Raw genomic sequence first — 18,841 nt, forward strand, 5'->3', positions numbered from 1 at the left:
AAGGATTTTTAAAATTGCCCTATACAGTAGGTTTACCCATTTTCTTCATTTAACTAGTATTATCGCAAAACGCTCGAATTCTTTACCGTTCATGTCTCAATCTGTAACTCGTCGTCAAACGCTGGCAGCCCTGACTGCCTCTGTAGGCGCAACCCTCTCGACTAATGCGCTGCAAGCCATGCCTGCGCCAACCGCTCAGTCTCCTTTTACGATTTGCCTGAACATGAGTACGATTCGAGGGCATAAGCTTGGATTTGTTAAGGAACTGGAAGCTGCTTCCAAGGCGGGATTTCGGTCCGTCGAAATATGGATTGAGACACTACAGACCTATCTTAAAAACGGTGGAACAACGGCTGAAGCCCGAAAGGTCCTGGCAGATAACGGTATAAAAGTTGAAAATGCGATTGGTTTTGCGCCCTGGATCATTGACGATGAAGCGGCTCGCGCCAAAGGGCTCGCTCAATTGAAGAGTGAGATGGAAATGCTGGCCGAAGTAGGATGCAAACGAGTGGCAACTCCGCCAATTGGGGCGCAGTCGCCAGGTAGCCCTAAAGTTGATTTATATAAAGCGGCCGAACGATATCGTGCGATTCTGGAAATAGGCGATAAAAAGGGTGTTGTTCCTCAATTGGAGCTATGGGGTTTTTCGCCTAATCTAAGCCGGTTGAGTGAGGTTATGTTCGTGGCAATTGAGAGTGGTCACCCCTCTGCCAGGGTGTTGCTGGATATTTATCACCTCTACAAAGGTGGTTCAGGTAATACGATGCTTCCGCTGGTGGGAAAATCGGCTATTGAAGTATTTCACGTGAATGACTATACGGCCAATTTCACCCGTGAAAAAATAGTTGATGCGGATCGTGTATTTCCGGGTGATGGTGTTGCGCCTATTCGGGAGACATTGAAACTCATTAAACGAACTGATCAACCTATCGTTGTCTCGCTGGAGGTTTTCAATAAAGACTATTATGCACAGGATGCGCTGACCGTCACAAAAACGGCAATGGCGAAGATGAAAGCTATGGTGGCTGGGCTTTAATAAGCCCAGGCCATTAGGCCACCATCTGCAGCAATAGTTTGTCCACTGACATAGCCAGAGGCAGGCATACATAAAAACGACACTACAGAAGCTACTTCTTCCGGCTCGCCGACGCGGTTCATGGGTGTGCGTTTCAGAATGCCAGCTAGTTTTTCTGGATTAGTGAGTACAGGTGTTGCCAGGGGTGTTTTTATGTACCAGGGTGCAACCGCATTTACCCGAATGCCATCAGGGGCCCACTCCACAGCCAGATTGCGGGTTAGCTGGAGCATGGCCGCTTTAGTCATACCATATAATGATCCGCTACTGGTATGGGCTAAACCCGATACGGATGAGACCATCACAAGTTTGCCGCCCTTGCTGGATGCCTTAAGCAATAGATAGGCCGCCTGACTCATTTCGTAGGCCGACCGCAAGTTGGTATTCAGTATGTAGTCGTACTCGGCAGGGCTATACTCAGCTGTAGGCTTACGGATATTCGTTCCGGCGTTGTTGATCAGAATATCCAAATGCCCCCACTTTTTCTGGACAATCTCCATAATTTGAACTGCGGTGCCCGGCTGGCTCACATCGGCGGCTAGGCCATCAACTGTGTGGCCTTGTTGCTGGTAATCAGTCAACTGTTGTTGAAGCAACTCATTATCTCGTGCGATAATAAAAACAGATGCGCCGAGGTCCAGAAATTGCCGAACAATGGCTTCGCCAATTCCTTTGGTTCCGCCCGTTACAAGAGCACGTTGGCCACTGAGCGACCAGAGTGATGGGGTCATATAGATTTGTAGTTCTAGGTTGGGCTATAAAACTACAAATCATGCGTTATAAACCATAACGTTCACTCGCCTTGCGGTTGGGCACGGGCTCCCATCGTTCCTGTTGTAGGAAATACATGACTACGGCTATTGTGACGGCTCCAACACCAACTATCCAGACCATTCCCCATGGACTCCAATAGGACCAGGTTCGCTGGCTGATCAAATGCAGTAAGGCCACCATCATAAGGCCAAGCCCTAAGGCTCCGAAAAGTGCATATACTAACGTTTTCTGATAGGATTGTCGCAATGAATAGGCTCCGTATGATTTATTGCGAAACTGAAATAGAATATCATCTAAACTGGCTTCTGCAAGCTGGGCATCTGAAAAGGCTAACTCTCGCTGATAGAGTTTACGAAGTTTTTGAACCGAGTCGGCATTGGCATCCATCAGGGTTTTTTCGAGGGCTGACTCAAACGGGAGGCCGATCCACAGATAGTGTTCAATTTCGCACACAAGATGGTCGAGAAGTTCAGTAAGCAGTTCGTCAGAGAGACCACTTTGGAGCAGGTACTTGTGGATATGGTCTATTTGTTGGGGAGTTAGCTTTTCCATAAACGTACAGGATTAAGTTAATTGCCAAAAGCCAGATTCGGAGGTGTTTGAAATAACTGCTGCATGTAGTCGACAAAGCGCTCAAATTCAGAGATCTTCTGAATGGCCATTTGTGTGCCGCTGTCTGTTAAGGAGTAATATTTACGTAGGCGGCCGTCCACCTCAATGGACTCGTTTATCAATAAGCCTTCCTGCTCCAGCTTATGAAGAACTGGATAGAGCGCCCCGAAGGTCAGCGTCAGTTCACCATGAGTGCGCTCTTTAACGGCCTGTGTAATCTGGTAACCGTACATTTTATCTTGTTCGGAGAGCAGTTTTAATACAATCGTCTTCAACGTTCCCCGTAAAAACTCACTACTGACTGGTTCCATAAATGCCGAAAGCTTATCGCCCAATTTTGTAGTACGAATATATGTAAGAAAATTAAATATGCAAGCAACTCGAATTTTATTTTTTTAATCCGTTTCATCGAGTAGAAAGCAACACAGAGAGTTTATGACGTGTCTGTTAACCAACTACCATTGCATCATTTTTGGCAATACCCTATTTCGCCAGTAATTTTAGATTTCCCATTTAAAACTCTACTCATGAACAAACGAATCGGGCTGCTGGTCGGGTTAACGTTTGCGGCTGGCATTGGGCTGGCGCAGAATAAACCCAAGCCGGAAGACGTGCAGACGTTTACGCTCAAAAATGGCATGAAATTCATGGTCCTCGAAGACCATTCGATCCCTAATGCCAATTTCTACTCATTCTGGAAAGTGGGTTCGCGTAATGAAGTCCACGGTATCACGGGACTCTCTCATTTCTTTGAGCACATGATGTTCAATGGCGCAAAAAAATACGGGCCTAAGCAGTTTGACCGTGTTATAGAAGCCAACGGGGGGTCGAACAATGCCTACACCACCGAAAACACAACAGTGTACACAGACTGGTTTCAGAGCGGAGCCCTCGAAACAATTTTTGACCTCGAAGGCGATCGTATCCGGGATTTAGCCATTGATCCCAAAATGGTTGAAAGCGAACGAGGGGTTGTCTTATCGGAGCGGAGTACTGGTCTGGAAAACAGTAATTATCGGGTTATTAACGAATTGGTGCAATCCGTAGCTTTTGTGGAGCATCCATACATGTTCCCGGTGATTGGCTTTGAATCGGATATCAAAAAATGGACGCAGGCAGATCTGGAAAAATATTTCAAGACCTATTACTCGCCCAATAATGCCGTTGCAGTGGTGGTTGGCGACGTAACAGCAGCTCAGGTGAAGAAACTAGCCGAACAGTACCTCGAATCGATTCCAGCCCAGAAACTGCCGGATAGCTTACGCACAGTCGAGCCTCCCCAAAACGGAGAACGGCGTGCAACGACCTATAAAGATGTGGCGACACCCAATATTCTGCTGGCTTATCATACCCCCGCCACGCGCCACCCCGATTACTATGCTCTCGATTTGCTCAGTGGCGTATTGAGTTCGGGGAATTCGTCGCGTTTAGTGAAGTCATTAGTGCTGGACTCGACTGTTGCATCGCGGGTGTTCACTAGTATGGATCAGTCGTTCGATCCAAGTTTGTTTTCGATCTATGCCATTGCCGCCAGTAGTATTTCGGCGGAGCAGTTAGAACGGTCGGTACTTCATCAGATTGATAAGGTAATTAATGAGGGAATTACGGATGTAGAACTGCAAAAGCTGAAGAATCAGAAATTGATGGAGTTTTATCGTACCATGGAAACCATCAATGGGAAGGCAAATTCGCTGGGCACATATGAACTGTTTTTCGGCGACTATAAAAAACTATACGAAGCGCCCGCCCTGTATGAAAAAGTAACTAAAGAAGACGTACAGCGGGTAGCTAAAACGTATCTGACAGCCCGCAATCGAACTGTTGGGTATCTACTGCCAGAGCCTAAGAACAACCCTGCTAAAAACAATTAATTATAAACAGCTAACCCAAACCTATAAGCTGGGCCGCCGTTGCGGTTGTTTAAGCCTTATAGGTTTCGCTATATGAAATCTATACTTACTCTTATCACCGCTCTACTTATCGTGAGCGCGTCGTTGGCACAAACCTTCAAGGTGCCGCCCTATCAGAAATTTAAGCTTAAGAATGGCCTGACGGTTTATTTGATGGAGCAGCATGAAGTGCCGCTGATCAATATTTCGGCGGTATTCGATGCAGGTGCTGTGCAGGATGGAACCCGCTATGGCGTAGCCAATATGACGGCTGAGGCTCTCTTATTTGGGAGCTCGAAATACACGAAAGCCCAATTGGAAGAAAAGACTGAATATGTTGGGGCCAGCGTCGATACTTATGCAGGAAAAGAAGTTGCTAAACTGACGGCCTCTTTTGCCGTAAAAGATCAGGATTTACTGTTCGATATTATCCAGGATGTTATTACCAAGCCAACCTTCGATCAGGCTGAATTCGATAAATATAAACAACGGCAACTGCTTCAGTTAACGCAACAGAAAGAAAGCCCGCGTGGAGTGATTAACTCCTATTTCAATCGGTTTGTGTACGAGGGGCACCCCTATGCCAATCCACTCACAGGTACACCAAGCTCAGTGTCGGTCGTATCGGCATCCGATGCCCGGCAGTTCTACCAGAAAAACTACACCACCGACCGGGCTGCGATCGCTATCGTGGGCGATTTTACGACGGCGGAAATGAAAAAACGGATCACCGACTTGTTTGGAAACTGGAAAACGGCAGCCGCAACATCACCTGCCCTGACAGAGCCAACGTTCTCATTCGATAAGAATCGGGTTTTATTAGTGAACAAGGATGATGCCCGTGAAACAACCTTTTTGATTGGGGGTAAAGGCATCACGCAGAGTAATCCAGATTTTATTCCAGTAACCGTTGTTAATACAATTTTGGGTGGACGATTTACCTCCTGGCTGAACGATGCTTTGCGCGTAAATTCAGGTCTGACCTATGGTGCAGGCAGCCGTTTCGGTACGTATCGTAAGAGCGGTACTTTTGCCATTTCGACATTTACTAAAGTCAGTACCACCACGCAGGCCATTGATATGGCGTTGCAGGTGCTTGATAGCCTGCATAAAACGGGCATCGACGAAAAGACGCTTGCATCGGCTAAAAACTACGTTAAAGCAGACTTTCCACCGAAATACGAATCCGCTAGTGAGCTATCAAATCTGCTGACGGATATGTTCAGCCTGGGCTTTGATGAATCGTTTATCAATAACTTTCAGAAGAATGTTGATGGGTTAACCGTGGCTAAAACGCGCCAGATCATTGATCAATATTTCCCGAAAAATAACCTCCAATTCGTGCTGGTCGGTAAGGCTGAAACCATTCGGGATAAAGTGAAAAAATACGGAACCGTTACCGAGAAAGAAATAAAAGCCGACGGGTTTTAAACGTACTTGAGCACAGAGGAGCGGAGTACACTGAGAGGGTTTGCCTGACAGATTTCTTTTTGTACTCTGTGTCTCTGTGTTTAAATTCCTCTACCTTTGCCCTGAGTTTTTGGTGCCTGATGTCGCTTCATAGCGACTTTCAAGGCTTAAAAGGGAAGTTGGTGCAACGCCAACACTGTCCCCGCAACTGTAAGTCTTATTGAATGTATAATTTATAATGTAGAGTGAATAATGGTGTTACAACCATTTTACATTGATCATTATTCATTGTCCATTAAAAATCGGTTCATTCTTCGTAGCCACTGTGCTGATTATCAGTATGGGAAGGCCAGAGCCGACGAGACGAGTCAGGAGACCTGCCAAAGACCATCCGTTGTTCTGGTGTTCGGAGGAAACGCCCCAACCGCGTGCTGTTGACGCACAATTTGTTCAGAAGTTATAGTGGTAAAACAAGCCCTTCATTGGTGGGTACTGATTCTGGTTACTGGCCTGTTAATAGGTCATACCGGTTTCGCACAAACTGATTCCTCCAGGGTCACGTCTAGGAATCAGTTGGAAACAGTTGTGTCGCTATCGGCAGTAACTGTGCGTGCTATTGCACCCGAACGGTTCCTGGCGGGCCAGAAACTTCAGCGTATTGATTCAATAACGCTAGTTCAATTTCGATTTGGCTCATTAACCGATCTATTAGCGCTTAATACACCTTTGGCCTTTAAAAACTATGGGCCCGGACAATTGGCTACGGTTGCCTTTCGCGGTACATCGGCCAATCATACCGCCGTACTTTGGAATGGGATCAATATCAACCAGCCTAATCTTGGCCAGACGGATTTCTCTACCCTACCCGTTGCCGGTTTCGATCGGTTAGCCGTTCAATATGGTTCCTCGGCCAGCACAGTTGGTTCCGATGCGGTAGGAGGGAGCATACTACTCGGTAGCAGTCCCGGCTGGCAGCCGGGTGTATGCGTAACGATTGGGCAGCAGTTTGCCAGTTTTCGGAATAGCCAGACACAAATAGGCGTTCGTTACGCATCAGCATTGGGTCAGAACTGGAAACTGTCGGGTAAGACATTTGCTTACCGAAATCAGTTTAATAACAATTATCCATACACCGAACGGCAGCATTATTTTCTGGAACCCTCGACAACGGCGCAACGTGGATTCATACAGGATCTTTATTTTCTCCATAAAAGTGGTCGGCAAATTTCAGTCAATGCCTGGTTGACCGACAATGACCTGATTATTACTCCCCAGGATACCATAGCCCGGGAACGTACCCGAACGAAATCGGCGCGACTGCTGGCTACTTATGAAGCAAATCGCATGACTTTCCGGGTAGGCTGGATTCGCGATGTGCTGGACTATGCGAAAGGCAACTTCGATACGCCAAGCCATACCGAAACGGAGCGGCTTATTAGTCGGGCCGAGCGTGAGTTTTCGCTCGTATCAACGAATACCAAACAACTGAACCTACGGATTGGGGGCGAGTGGTCGCATTACCGTACCCGAACGGATGGCTATGGTGGACAGTTGATTCAGGAGGATCGGGGTGATATATATGCGTTACTTCGTTTCCAAACACCACGCTGGCTCGTGTCGGCTACTATTCGACAAGCGTTCGTAACGCGGTTTAATCCACCCATCACGCCATCGCTCGGGGCTGAATATCAGGTCGTTCAGGGAAATCGTTTTAATCTGACCGCCAAAGGGTCGGTTAGTCGCAACTACCGGGTGCCGACACTCAATGAACGTTATTGGGTGGAGCTAGGCAATCCGAATCTGTTGCCCGAAAGTGGCCTGAATGTCGAGGCCGGTTTGGCCTCGAATACGAAATTGTCGGATTATACCAACCTGACGGCTGACTTAACAGCCTACCATAACCGGGTGGATAACTGGACGTACTGGAATCCTACTACTAATTACCATGTCGAAAATTTGCAGTTGGTGGTAGCGCGCGGAGTTGAATTCACTACTGGTTTGGTCTATGCACGCACTACCTGGCGGGCGGGTTTTCGGATGGGTTACGCACTAACGCGCTCGTCGCAGGAGCGTGCCTATGATGCTTATTCGCAGGATGTTATTGGTAAGCAATTGGTATATGTGCCAATTCATACCGGAACACTTAATGCGTATCTGCAATACAATAAAACACGTCTCAGTATACAAACGCAAGCCAACTCGCGCCGGTACATTACGTTCGACAATAGCCAGTTTTTTAAAGGATCTATGATTGCCAATGTGATTTTAGAGCAAACCACCAAGCTAGGACCGGTACCGATTCGGGTACAGGGACAAGTCAATAATGTATTCGACGCACTGCTGATAGGCGTGAAGCGAAACGCGCTTCCGGGCCGAAACTGGGCAATAAATTTACTTATCAATTTTCCTCAATAATTCATGAAAATCCAATTGACCAAATCAATTGCAGTTGGGCTGGTAGCCCTGAGTGTCTGGAACTGTAAAACGTCCGATCCAGAATTAACACCCTATGAATCAGGTGTATTTATTCTGAATGCAGGTAATTTCTCCAGTAATAATGGAACGGTTTCGTTTTTACCGCGTAACAGTAATACGGTTGCTACTAATATTTTTCAAACGGCCAATCCTTCCTTAGCCTTAAGCGGAGGAGTACAGGGTTATACGGAAGTAAACGGTAAAGGGCTGATTCTGGTGGATAACAGCACAACCGGGCAGGATAAAATTGAGATTGTTGAGGCTGGCACATTTGTATCTCGCGCAACGCTAAAAGCACCAGATATCGAAAACCCCCGTCAGGTAATTCAGGCCGGTCCGAACAAAGCCTACATCAGCTGCTGGGATGTCTCGGGCGATTTCTCTAATGGAACCTTCTATAAGGACCCAGGCTATATCGCTGTAGTCGATTTGAACACCGGCACCGTTTCCAAAAAGATACCAGCGGTAAAAGGTGTCGAGCGGATGGTTTTGGTTGGAACCGAAGTATTTGTGGGTAGTACGGGGTATAGTGGCGACAAAACCCTGATGATTATCGATGCCAATACGGATGCAGTAAAAGAGAAAATAGATTTCGGTACTACACCCGAGCCGATTGCTCTTGATGGAGATAGCAGACTGTGGATTCTTGCCGGTAAGGATATGGTTCGGATTAATCCACAAAGTCGTTTGGTCGAGAAACGCCTGACCTTCTCAGCTGCGCCTGGCTCGGTAACGCTTGGTGCAGATAAGCGGACGTTTTATTACATATTGAGTGGCAAAACATACCGGTTCACTGTGGATGCAAATACATCGGCGGGCAGCGTGTTTGTTAATCGTTCGTTTAGCGCACTGGGGGTCGATCCACAAACCAAGCGAGTCTATGGCAGCGTAATTCCGTCCTATGCCCAGGCTGGCTATGTGTTGCGTTACGAAGATGGTGGTTCACTGGTTGATTCCGTTAAGGCTGAAATTGCTCCTTCTGGATTTTATTTCCGATGAGCCATCAACGGGCAATCATGAACTGGAGCGGAGGAAAGGACTCCGCGCTGGCGTTGTATCATAGCCTTCGGTCGGAGCGGTGGGCTATACAAAGCCTACTGACATCGGTGAATGATCAACATGAACGGGTGAGTATGCATGGCGTTCGTGTCGATCTACTGGAAGCTCAGGCTAGTCGTTTAGGATTGCCCTTGCAGCTCTTACGGTTACCCGGCAATGTTTCGATGGAAGCCTACGATACTCGCATGCATCAGGCGTTACAACTAGTTCGGCAGCAGGACGTAACTCACTCTATTTTTGGCGATATTTCCCTGGAAGATCTGCGGCAGTATCGCGAAACCCAGTTGAGTCGGGTAAATCTAATCGGCGAATTCCCCCTCTGGCAGCGAAACACGACTGAGTTGATTCATGAATTTGTTGACCTGGGTTTCCGGGCGGTACTTGTCTGCGTGAATGAAAAGCAACTGAATGCCGAATTTGTAGGCCGTGAACTGGATCTGGATTTATTGAAAGACCTGCCTAAATCTGTTGATCCTTGTGGCGAAAATGGGGAGTACCATTCGTTTGTGTACGATGGACCTATCTTTTCGAATCCTGTTGGGTTTTCCAGGGGCGAAATTGTCCGGCGAACCTACACCCTATCGGGCGGAACAGATTGCCATACCGATGATGCTGACCGTAGTTGGGACACGGGCTTCTGGTATCAGGATCTGATCTTTCAGGAATGAGATAAGTTGTTTAGATTTTAGCGGGAATATTGTGTGGCAAAAAGGCGTAAAGCAGGGCCGAAATTTAAATTTCGGCCCTGCTTTACGCCTTTTTGCCACACATATTATTTATCTGAAAAGTAACTCGTATTTTAGCCTTCTGACGTTTAATGTCCATCGCATAAGGATATTTTATTCCTCTACCCCTTTTACATTTAAACATAATACTCACATACCTATGAAACGTAGAGAAGCCTTGCAACAAGCGGCTCTAATGATGGGCGGCATCTTGTCGGCGCCCACACTGGCAGGCGCTATGGGGCGTATTACCAACACCGGGCCAAGCATGGCTGTTTCGGCTGAACAGGAGACACTACTTGCTGAAGTGGCTGATGTGATTATCCCAACCACCAGCACTCCGGGAGCAAAGGCCGCTGGTGCCGAGAAGTTCATTGTGCGTGTCATGCGCGATTGCTACCCGAAAGCCGATCAGGAGAAATTTTATGCCGGATTGGCCAAACTGGATGCTGATAGTAAAACCAAATTCGGCAAAGGGTTTGTGGAATTAGATACGGCGCAGAAAAACGAAATGGTAAAGCAGACCATGACCGATGATAAGCCTTTCTTCCTCCGTATGAAAGAGCTGACTACAACGGGCTATTTTACATCGGAAATTGGAACCACAAAAGCGCTTGAATACTTACCTGTACCGGGCCAGTTCAATGGCTGCATGACCCTTAAACCCGGCCAGAAAACGTGGGCGCTCTAATGTATAATGAATAATGCACAATGAATAATTGAATTGAGATGTGTGCTATTGCATAGCCATTATCAATTTTCCATTATTCATTATCCATTCAAAAGATCATGAACCTTAACATAGATTCCATAAAAGAACAAACCTACGATGCCATTGTCATCGGGTCGGGTATATCGGGTGGCTGGGCTTCCAAAGAGCTGACCGAAAAAGGATTACGGGTACTGATGCTGGAAAAAGGCCATCAGCTCGAACACGTAACGGGCTACGAAAACGCCACAAAAGATCCCTGGCAGACCAAATACAATGGTCGGTTGACGATGGCGCAAAAGGAATCGCACCCGAAGCTGGCCCGTGATTACCCGTACAATGAAATGACCGAAACCTATTGGATGAAAGACACCGACTCGCTGTATAAAGAAGACAAGCGATTCGACTGGTATCGTCCTAATATAGTTGGCGGTAAATCCATTATGTGGGGACGACAGTCGTACCGACTGAGCGACATCGACTTTGAGGCCAATTTGAAAGATGGCATCGCAATTGACTGGCCAATTCGATATAAAGACGTTGCGCCCTGGTACTCGTACGTGGAGAAATTTGTCGGGATTTCAGGCGAGAAACTGAACCTGCCCCAACTGCCAGACAGTGAATTTTTGCCACCAATGGAAATGTATTGTGTGGAAAAAGAGGTTCGGAAGCGAATTGAAAAGAATTTTCCGGGCCGGGTTATGACAATAGGTCGCGTTGCTAACCTCTCAAAAGCAGGGGAGGCTCAACTAGGCGTTGGCCGTGCTCCTTGCCAATACCGTAATAAATGCTCACTCGGATGTCCCTATGGCGCCTACTTCAGTACCCAATCGTGTACATTACCTCCGGCTGCTAAAACAGGTCGGTTAACGCTTCGGCCCGATTCGGTTGTAACGGAGATCCTATACGACGAGAATAAAAAACGGGCAACGGGCGTCCGTATTGTTGATGCAGTTACACTCCAGAGTAAGGAGTATTATGCTAAAGTAGTTTTCGTATGTGGCAGTACGCTGGGCTCAACATCCGTTCTGCTCAATTCAAAATCGAACCGTTTTCCAAATGGTTTTGGTAATGACTCAGGCGAACTAGGTCATAACTTAATGGATCACCACTTCCGTACTGGTGCATCGGGACTTTGGGAGGGCGATCTGGATAAATATTACATCGGCCGACGGGCTAATGGGATTTATGTGCCGCGCTACCGGAATATAGGAACCGACAAACGTGATTATATACGTGGGTTTGGGTATCAGGGCGGAGGCAGCCGAACTGGCTGGCAGCGTAATATTGCCGAAATGAGTTTCGGTGCCGACTATAAAGAAGAGCTGACTAAACCCGGTCCATGGACGATGGGCCTGGGTGGGTTTGGCGAAACGTTACCTTACCACGAAAATCGCATGTATCTCGACAAAAACGAAAAAGACAAGTGGGGTATGCCGCTTGTTGTGTTCGATGCTGAACTGAAAGAAAACGAGAAGAAAATGCGTGTGGATATGATGAACGATGCCAAAGAAATGCTGGAAGCGTCGGGATTGAAAAATGTTAAGTCCTATGACAACGGTTCCTACTTAGGTATGGCGATTCATGAGATGGGAACTGCCCGGATGGGTCGTGACCCTAAAACATCAGTCCTGAATGCAAATAATCAGGTTCATGGCGTTAAGAACGTGTTCGTGACAGATGGTGCCTGCATGGTTTCGGCTTCGTGCGTAAACCCCTCGCTGACGTATATGGCCCTGACCGCCAGAGCTGCGGACTTTGCTGTAAAAGAAATGAAGAGACAGAATATATAAAGTCGATTGACTGATAAGTAGAAGCCCCGATGTGCCGAGAGATCGAGCACGTCGGGGCTTCTACTTATATAGTTATTAACCACAGAGGCACGGAGAACGAAAAGGAGCTGGTTAGTTGAAACCTATAACTCTTTCGCTATCTCTGTGCTAATAATATATTAGATTGAATACTGTTGCAGGCAAAAGTGGTGTACTTTCTCTCGCCCACGCTTAAGGCGCATTTTTACCGCACTAGTCTTTAGGCTATACAATTGAGCAATTTCGTCAATACTTTTCCCTTCTTCATATTTGAGCTTCAGTATTGTCCGCTCATTGGCAGACAGAATACTGAGTGCTTGTTTGACTAATTGGAGCGTCTCTTCATGTAAATAGGCTTCTTTCGACTCTGATATAGATTGCTCAAGGGTTGAGTTAATCGCAATCGTGTTGAATCGTTTAGACAACCGAAGCTGATCTGAACAGTAGTTGAAAGCAATCGAATACAGCCAGGTTGAAAAGCTGGATCGCTCCTGAAAAGCATTCAACTTATCGAACATTTTTAGAAAAATATCGTGCGTAAAGTCTTCGGCTGTGTCAGAATCTTTCGTCATTGACAAACATTGACGATAAATCTTGTTAACGTATCGATTATAAAGTGTTTCGAAACATTGGTTTGGTTTACTAAATAGATACTCTCGGATTGTTTCTTCGTCGGTTAAGGTAGTATTCATGGTGAAGGTAGTGAATTAAATGGCGGTATTGTGTACTAAAGTAAGGGTATTGTTGTTTTTTGTTGTCGATACATGCAATGTAGTAAATTATCGCATCGAAAATATATTTAACGGTATTTTATGTTGGTAAATAGGGGTTTACGATGTTAAGAAGTACTTCTTTTGCGCATTGTCAGTAAAAAAGTGACCTATTTGGTTGAGTCAAGGCTCATGTATTTAGCAATCATCTGCAATGACTGAGCCTGTTTATCGGGGGTTCTGACATCAAAAGCTAACTTTTCGATGGCTGAAAGCGGGAATATCCAGCCTTGCTTTTGGGAATCCCACTCATTGGAACAATGGATAACTTCTTCAAATTCAGGTTCCGTCCACTTATCAAGTGCATTCAATTCGCGGAGTCGCTTTTTTTGCCGATGTAAGATCTGGGAAACCTCTGTGGGTATTGGCTGTTTCGTTCTCATGAGGTTTGCCTAGGTTGTTTCAGGCAAACGCTAGCAAAACCAGAGCCAAACTGTTTCTGATTAATCCGCCTAATTATCAAATGCTTAGTCCTTCGTTTTAGCGTATACTGTAGATAGCAAAAAGCCCGAGCAGCGAGCCTTAATGAATGGGTTAGACTAGAGACCCGAAAAAAGTAACAGCTATATTTTCGGCTGGGAGCTGCTTACTTAGTTACCAGTTTTATTGGTATTTCCTCCGCTTTTAAAGTCAGACCTACCTGCTATATAGTCTCTTTGTTAGTGCTTAGGGGCTCTATTAGTTTTGACTTGCTATTGAAAAACAAGCCCTTCTGTAGCGGTATACCTTCTGTGCCTCACCAGTATACACTTGTTTGTTTAAAACAACTTCTAGTTTAATCGTATGATTGCTTTTAAGGAAGGATACGGGAATTGGAATGCTTTTACTAGCTGATTGCTTACCTACGGGAAACAGCTACTGGCTGACTGTGTATAGGTAAAATCTATGAACAACAACTGGCAATTTTTGAAAGAAGAGAGCTACTTAGTTATGGTAAATAAAATCTATATACGCTTGTTATATCCTCAATCCTGCTAAGTATTCATTTAGGATAGCTTTCTGAGGACTGAAAAGGCAATTTAGTAGCGTAAACACATGATTAATTTTGAACAATGGTATTGGAACGACTACATAGACTCTGTATTTCTTTACTCGTTATAGCGGGTTTCTTACTTGGCTTTACAAGTTATTGCGCAGCTCTTATTCACTGGGTGAAAACGATTTCGAGTAGTACGCTACGCGATCACCCTGTGCAGATCATTTTAGAAACTGTTATTCTGTTACTTTATACATACCTGGGCATTCGCTTTTGTCGTAAAAAGATTAATTTCTTTTAGGCATTGCCTGTCAAGTCAAGATGTTGCCAGTTGCCGGCTTCTAGTAAGGGCTTGATGGGCTCCTATACATAGTTAGTAGAGTTGCCAAACTGCTCTTCAATATCTTGTACCGTCTTTAGTGCATCCACCACGGAAATCGACTGATTCTGAGCAACCCATAACACGGTGTCAACAATTGAGTAAACATCTGGATACGCGCGGTATAGTTCCCAAACAGTATAAGCATCCGCATAAGGATGCCCCGTTTGGCTAGCGATCTGAACTAACAACTCAATATTGGCAACAGGTGGATTCATATTTTGTACGCAACGAGTATAAGCCTGTTTTTTAGGCATAACTGCTTAATGTATACTAATCAGTAAGTTACAGGCGCAACTAAGATACCAGTTTAGGTTGCTACCAGTTCCCGTCAATTGTTTTTTCGAATCAGTACAGATAGATACTATTAGTGGTTAACCACCAATCTGAAATACCACTTAATATATTTTTAGTATCTTATTTGGGGGGTGTCCGTCCTAGGCTCATTACTAACCTGAACCACGTTCAGCTTGACCGGATTTATAGGCAAGACAAGCTGATTTTTACTTATGGATGCTTCATTAACTGACGAAGAAATGATTCGGCAATACCTAACCAGCCGTCCCAACCAATGCTTTGAGACACTTTATAACCGATATGTAAATAAGGTCTATCGGCGCTGCTTATCCATGACGAAAGACACCGATAAAGCAGAGGACTTTACACAGGATATCTTTCTGAAAGTGTTTGATAAGTTAGACGGTTTTCAGGAGCGGTCCAGCTTTTCGACCTGGCTGTATTCGATTGCCTTTAACTACTGTTCAGATCAGCTGCGGAAGGCGAAGCGATTTCATTTCGCTCCTATTGAAGACGGTCTGCAGCAAGATATTCCCGATACTGAAGATTCCCAATATCATGAGGAAACACTCTTGTTAGTCAAACAGGTTATGGCCTCTCTATCCGAGAGTGAACAGACTTTACTTCAGCTAAAGTATGAACAGGAACTAAGTATTGATGAAATCGCTAAGGTGTATAAAATTAATCCTAGTGCCGTTAAAATGCGCCTGAAACGAAGCCGTGACAAAATCCACCGATTATACCTAAAACAATATACTGTCGGACGCCAATAATGAGCCTAATACACTATAAATGATTGGAATCCTGACTGTGATTTAGCGTGAAGTGGTTTGCTCTTCTACCTGCTCCTGTTGCTGACGGACTTGCTGACCAATAGGAACATACTCAACTTCGCAGGGGTAACCAAACAGACAATTTGCCTTGATCTGTTCGGCCACACGAGCTGGTACCATATTCTCCCAGCCCTCTTCACCTAGTTGAATCATTTCCAGTACGTGGTCGGTTGATATGTGCAGATTCTGTTCGTTGTAATCGGTAATGTCCTCAATTTTGTCGTTTCGCACCAGGTACTGGAACAGAGGCTCCAGGGTTGCGGGCAATTTGAATTCATTACAGGTATAAATAGCCCCTTCCTTCAGCGTCGGGTACACAAACAGCTTGACCTTCCGGCTGAATAAGGTTGCGAACGATTCCAGAATACCACCCGGTAAAAATTCATAGTGACCTTCTTCAAAGATGTATTCCAGGTTCGGAATACCCACAATCAGGCCAATCTTGAGTCGCGTTAGACGAGCCAGATAAGCTACCAGTTTATAGTATTCCAGGTAGTTGGAGATCATTACCGTTTGACCCATAGAGCACAGAATATCTACCCGATCCAGAAAATCTTTCTCGTCGATACCCTGCTCATTGGCTTTCAGATTATGGAGCGTCAACTCCGCCATCGAAATTACCCGACTCGGATCTACATCGGGTTCATCCTTGAACTGCTTCAGGCCATTTTCAATCATATCCATCTGGACATTCGTAACGGGACGTAGCCGCCCGCGCATGACCAGAATATGTTTTTTATAAAGCGCTTCAGAAGGTTGCAGCACCTGGCCATCAGCGCCAAATAAGGCGGCATCCGTAAAGCCATTTTTAACTAAATGCAGGCTCATGAGCCGGTTATCTACATCCGAGAAGTCAGGTCCGTTAAACCGGATCATGTCAATCTGGATACGCTCGGGAGCCAGATCGTCCATGAGTGACAACACCAGCGTTTCGGGCGATTTAGCGTAGTAATAACAGCCATAAATCAGATTAACCCCAATAATGCCTAAGGCCTGCTGCTGGAGAATATTCTCGTTATCGATCATTCGAACGTGGATGATCACGTCATTGTAGCCGGATTGTGGGTTTAGCTGAAACCGGCACCCCAACCAGCCATGCGCTTCATTGGTTTTCTGGTAATTGAGGGCAACTACTGTATTGGCAAACGCAAAAAACGTGGTGTCTGGGCCACGTTTTTCAGCTAATCGTTTCTCTAACAGGCTATATTCCTTACTCAGCATTTTTACGAGACGAGACTCGACCACATATCGGCCGCTTTCTTCAACGCCGTAAATAGAATCACTGAATGTCATGTCATACGCAGACATTGTTTTGGCAATTGTGCCAGATGAGCCACCTGCTTTAAAAAACATGGCAGCTGTTTCCTGACCTGCACCAATTTCTGCAAAGGAGCCATAAATACGTCGGTCCAGATTAATACGCAATGCTTTTTGCTTCGTACCAATATTCTTTTCGTACATAGTGATGGGAGCTTGTTACTGCTAAGTTACAATATAAAACAGCAAAAGCAGCCTTTAGAGCCGCTTTTGTGTCAAAATAATGCAATCTTAATGTTGTATATTAGAAAGTTTATCCGTGAAGAACATGTTACCTCCACCAGCCTTGCCGTCGAGAGATGAGCTAAGGATCGGCAGTGTAACCTCTGTAGAAGCTGCACGGCGTGCCGTACGGGTTCCAGAAATCTGGAAAATAGCCTCGCTCAACATCGGTTCGGTTATGTCGCCAAAAGCTTTCATGCCGTAGCTTGGTTCTTTTACCTCTACGGATGGCGTAAATCCACCTGCATAATCAGTAAAACCCTGTGCATTTGCTGATTTAAACGTAATCGGTTGAATACCCCATTTGATACGGCCTGTCTCATCCGAAATCGTAATTGAGCCAACATTCTTGCCAACTGTAGTTGTACCAATGGTAGTTACAGCCATGAAAGGGCGTAAGCCATTAATAACCAGTTCACTGGCCGAAGCCGTGCTGCCTGTTGTCAGGACAAATACACGACTTAAATTAGTCCCAATATTCGCGGCTTTCACCAGAAAATTCTGGGTGTTCCATCCTACACCACGGCTCTTGTCATTCGCAGCCATAACAATGCTGTTCCATTTCTGCGTATAGAATACTTTAGAGGCATCGATATTTTTACCAATCAAACTGGCAAGATTGGTGGATGAACTCACATAGCCACCCCGGTTATACCGTAAATCAAGAACCAGTTCGTTAACGCCCTTCTGTTTGAACTTGACAAAAATATTGTCCAATTTCAAATCATAGGTATTGTCTAACGTTGAGCTACCTGCTTTATACAGGCCCGGAATAAACTGATTGTAGATCACGTAGCCTATCGTTTTTCCGCCAATGGTATAAGTTGTATCCAACAGAACAGGGTCTTCCTGAAAAACGATTGCCGTAACCTGTTTGGTTTGAGCATTGTCTGTTAGTGCGCCATTGCTGACCGTAGCAAACCCGTATGTATATATGTCGCTACTACCAGCCAGCAGAGTCTGATAATTAGTACCCGTTAAGGCTTCTCCGTTGACTTTTGAGATGATATCTCCCCGCTTAATACCTGCTTTAGCCGCCGGGGATCCAGGTAATACGTAAATAATCGACGCAACGACACTCGTCCGTGTCTGATCTCGATAGTAGAGATTATACTCGATACCCGTTGTCTTCGATTGGCCACTTAGCGAAGCCTTAAGCTCGTCGGCACTGGCCTGAATCCAGGAGAAACGATCACGATCTGTATTTGCCGTGTTTGTACGATCGTAAAGCAATGACAAAAAGAATTGATCGGGCGTTAGGGAGGTATCTGGATTAGCTGGTAGTTTGTCGTTCCAGAAGTAATAGTTCTTCATATTCTCCAGAACCCAATTATTCACTTCTCCGTTACTGGTAGGCCCCGAGGGCACCACGTCTTCCTTTTTACAAGAAGTCATCAGGAAAGAGCTGGAAATTACTAGAGAAAGGGCCATTCGCCAGGCAAAAGATGTGTTCATTCGTGTTTGTTGAGGTGAAGTATTTGTCCTGATAGATAACGGATTAATGACGC

Annotated in this window: 17 protein-coding genes and 1 riboswitch; of the genes, 9 read left to right on the forward strand and 8 right to left on the reverse strand. The window is 45.6% G+C overall.

What is annotated here, in order from left to right:
• The first annotated feature begins 91 nt into the window (after window positions 1-91).
• Entirely contained in the window at window positions 92-1,036 is a 945-nt protein-coding gene (locus ACYVGO_RS03460; RefSeq protein WP_460967545.1) for a sugar phosphate isomerase/epimerase family protein, read from the forward strand.
• On the opposite strand, the gene ACYVGO_RS03465 is transcribed toward ACYVGO_RS03460, so the two are convergent.
• The 3 genes from ACYVGO_RS03465 to ACYVGO_RS03475 are packed head-to-tail and all read right to left on the reverse strand — an operon-like array spanning window position 1,033 to window position 2,772.
• A complete protein-coding gene (locus ACYVGO_RS03465; RefSeq protein ID WP_142770434.1) occupies window positions 1,033-1,806 on the reverse strand; it encodes an SDR family oxidoreductase in 774 nt (257 codons plus the stop codon). The genes ACYVGO_RS03460 and ACYVGO_RS03465 overlap by 4 nt on opposite strands.
• Window positions 1,807-1,852: 46 nt before the next feature.
• Window positions 1,853-2,401: a hypothetical protein gene (locus ACYVGO_RS03470; protein ID WP_142770435.1), complete on the reverse strand. Its 549-nt coding sequence runs from the start codon at window positions 2,399-2,401 to the stop codon at window positions 1,853-1,855.
• 17 nt (window positions 2,402-2,418) lie between these two features.
• Entirely contained in the window at window positions 2,419-2,772 is a 354-nt protein-coding gene (locus tag ACYVGO_RS03475; RefSeq protein ID WP_142770436.1) for a PadR family transcriptional regulator, read from the reverse strand.
• Window positions 2,773-2,988: 216 nt separating this feature from the next.
• Between ACYVGO_RS03475 and ACYVGO_RS03480 the strand changes: the two genes are divergently transcribed.
• The 7 genes from ACYVGO_RS03480 (at window position 2,989) to ACYVGO_RS03510 (ending at window position 12,521) form a co-directional block, all read left to right on the forward strand.
• A complete protein-coding gene (locus tag ACYVGO_RS03480) occupies window positions 2,989-4,332 on the forward strand; it encodes a M16 family metallopeptidase (RefSeq protein WP_460967549.1) in 1,344 nt (447 codons plus the stop codon).
• Window positions 4,333-4,404: 72 nt separating this feature from the next.
• Complete coding sequence (locus ACYVGO_RS03485; protein WP_460967550.1) at window positions 4,405-5,781, forward strand: M16 family metallopeptidase; 1,377 nt, start codon at window positions 4,405-4,407, stop codon at window positions 5,779-5,781.
• A 93-nt stretch (window positions 5,782-5,874) separates the two neighbouring features.
• Window positions 5,875-6,159, forward strand: a riboswitch (cobalamin riboswitch).
• A gap of 207 nt (window positions 6,160-6,366) precedes the next feature.
• Window positions 6,367-8,175 carry a TonB-dependent receptor plug domain-containing protein gene (locus ACYVGO_RS03490; protein WP_460967552.1) on the forward strand — a complete coding sequence of 603 codons (1,809 nt, stop codon included), beginning with the start codon at window positions 6,367-6,369 and terminating at the stop codon, window positions 8,173-8,175.
• Window positions 8,176-8,178: 3 nt separating this feature from the next.
• A complete protein-coding gene (locus ACYVGO_RS03495) occupies window positions 8,179-9,234 on the forward strand; it encodes a YncE family protein (RefSeq protein ID WP_460967554.1) in 1,056 nt (351 codons plus the stop codon).
• On the forward strand, window positions 9,231-9,962 hold the full coding sequence (locus ACYVGO_RS03500; RefSeq protein WP_460967556.1) for a Dph6-related ATP pyrophosphatase: 732 nt from the start codon (window positions 9,231-9,233) through the stop codon (window positions 9,960-9,962). The genes ACYVGO_RS03495 and ACYVGO_RS03500 overlap by 4 nt, the downstream gene beginning before the upstream one ends.
• A 217-nt stretch (window positions 9,963-10,179) precedes the next feature.
• The gene (locus ACYVGO_RS03505; RefSeq protein ID WP_460967558.1) at window positions 10,180-10,710 is read left to right on the forward strand and encodes a gluconate 2-dehydrogenase subunit 3 family protein; all 531 of its coding nucleotides are present in this window, start codon (window positions 10,180-10,182) and stop codon (window positions 10,708-10,710) included.
• Between the two features lie 98 nt (window positions 10,711-10,808).
• Window positions 10,809-12,521, forward strand: coding sequence for a GMC oxidoreductase (locus ACYVGO_RS03510; protein WP_460967559.1), 1,713 nt, complete (start codon window positions 10,809-10,811; stop codon window positions 12,519-12,521).
• 158 nt (window positions 12,522-12,679) lie between these two features.
• On the opposite strand, the gene ACYVGO_RS03515 is transcribed toward ACYVGO_RS03510, so the two are convergent.
• The 3 genes from ACYVGO_RS03515 to ACYVGO_RS03525 form a co-directional block, all read right to left on the reverse strand.
• Window positions 12,680-13,231 carry an RNA polymerase sigma factor gene (locus ACYVGO_RS03515; protein WP_460967561.1) on the reverse strand — a complete coding sequence of 184 codons (552 nt, stop codon included), beginning with the start codon at window positions 13,229-13,231 and terminating at the stop codon, window positions 12,680-12,682.
• 188 nt (window positions 13,232-13,419) lie between these two features.
• Window positions 13,420-13,692, reverse strand: a complete 273-nt coding sequence (locus ACYVGO_RS03520; RefSeq protein WP_460967563.1) for a hypothetical protein — start codon at window positions 13,690-13,692, stop codon at window positions 13,420-13,422.
• A 956-nt stretch (window positions 13,693-14,648) separates the two neighbouring features.
• On the reverse strand, window positions 14,649-14,921 hold the full coding sequence (locus ACYVGO_RS03525; RefSeq protein WP_460967564.1) for a hypothetical protein: 273 nt from the start codon (window positions 14,919-14,921) through the stop codon (window positions 14,649-14,651).
• 252 nt (window positions 14,922-15,173) lie between these two features.
• Here ACYVGO_RS03525 and ACYVGO_RS03530 point away from each other — a divergent pair, with 252 nt between their 5' ends.
• The gene (locus ACYVGO_RS03530; protein WP_460967566.1) at window positions 15,174-15,734 is read left to right on the forward strand and encodes an RNA polymerase sigma factor; all 561 of its coding nucleotides are present in this window, start codon (window positions 15,174-15,176) and stop codon (window positions 15,732-15,734) included.
• Between the two features lie 42 nt (window positions 15,735-15,776).
• On the opposite strand, the gene ACYVGO_RS03535 is transcribed toward ACYVGO_RS03530, so the two are convergent.
• Entirely contained in the window at window positions 15,777-17,255 is a 1,479-nt protein-coding gene (locus ACYVGO_RS03535; RefSeq protein ID WP_460967568.1) for a TonB-dependent receptor, read from the reverse strand.
• An 87-nt stretch (window positions 17,256-17,342) separates the two neighbouring features.
• Entirely contained in the window at window positions 17,343-18,788 is a 1,446-nt protein-coding gene (locus tag ACYVGO_RS03540; protein ID WP_460967570.1) for a S41 family peptidase, read from the reverse strand.
• Window positions 18,789-18,841 lie beyond the last annotated feature (53 nt).

It is taken from the genome of Spirosoma migulaei, assembly GCF_054776855.1.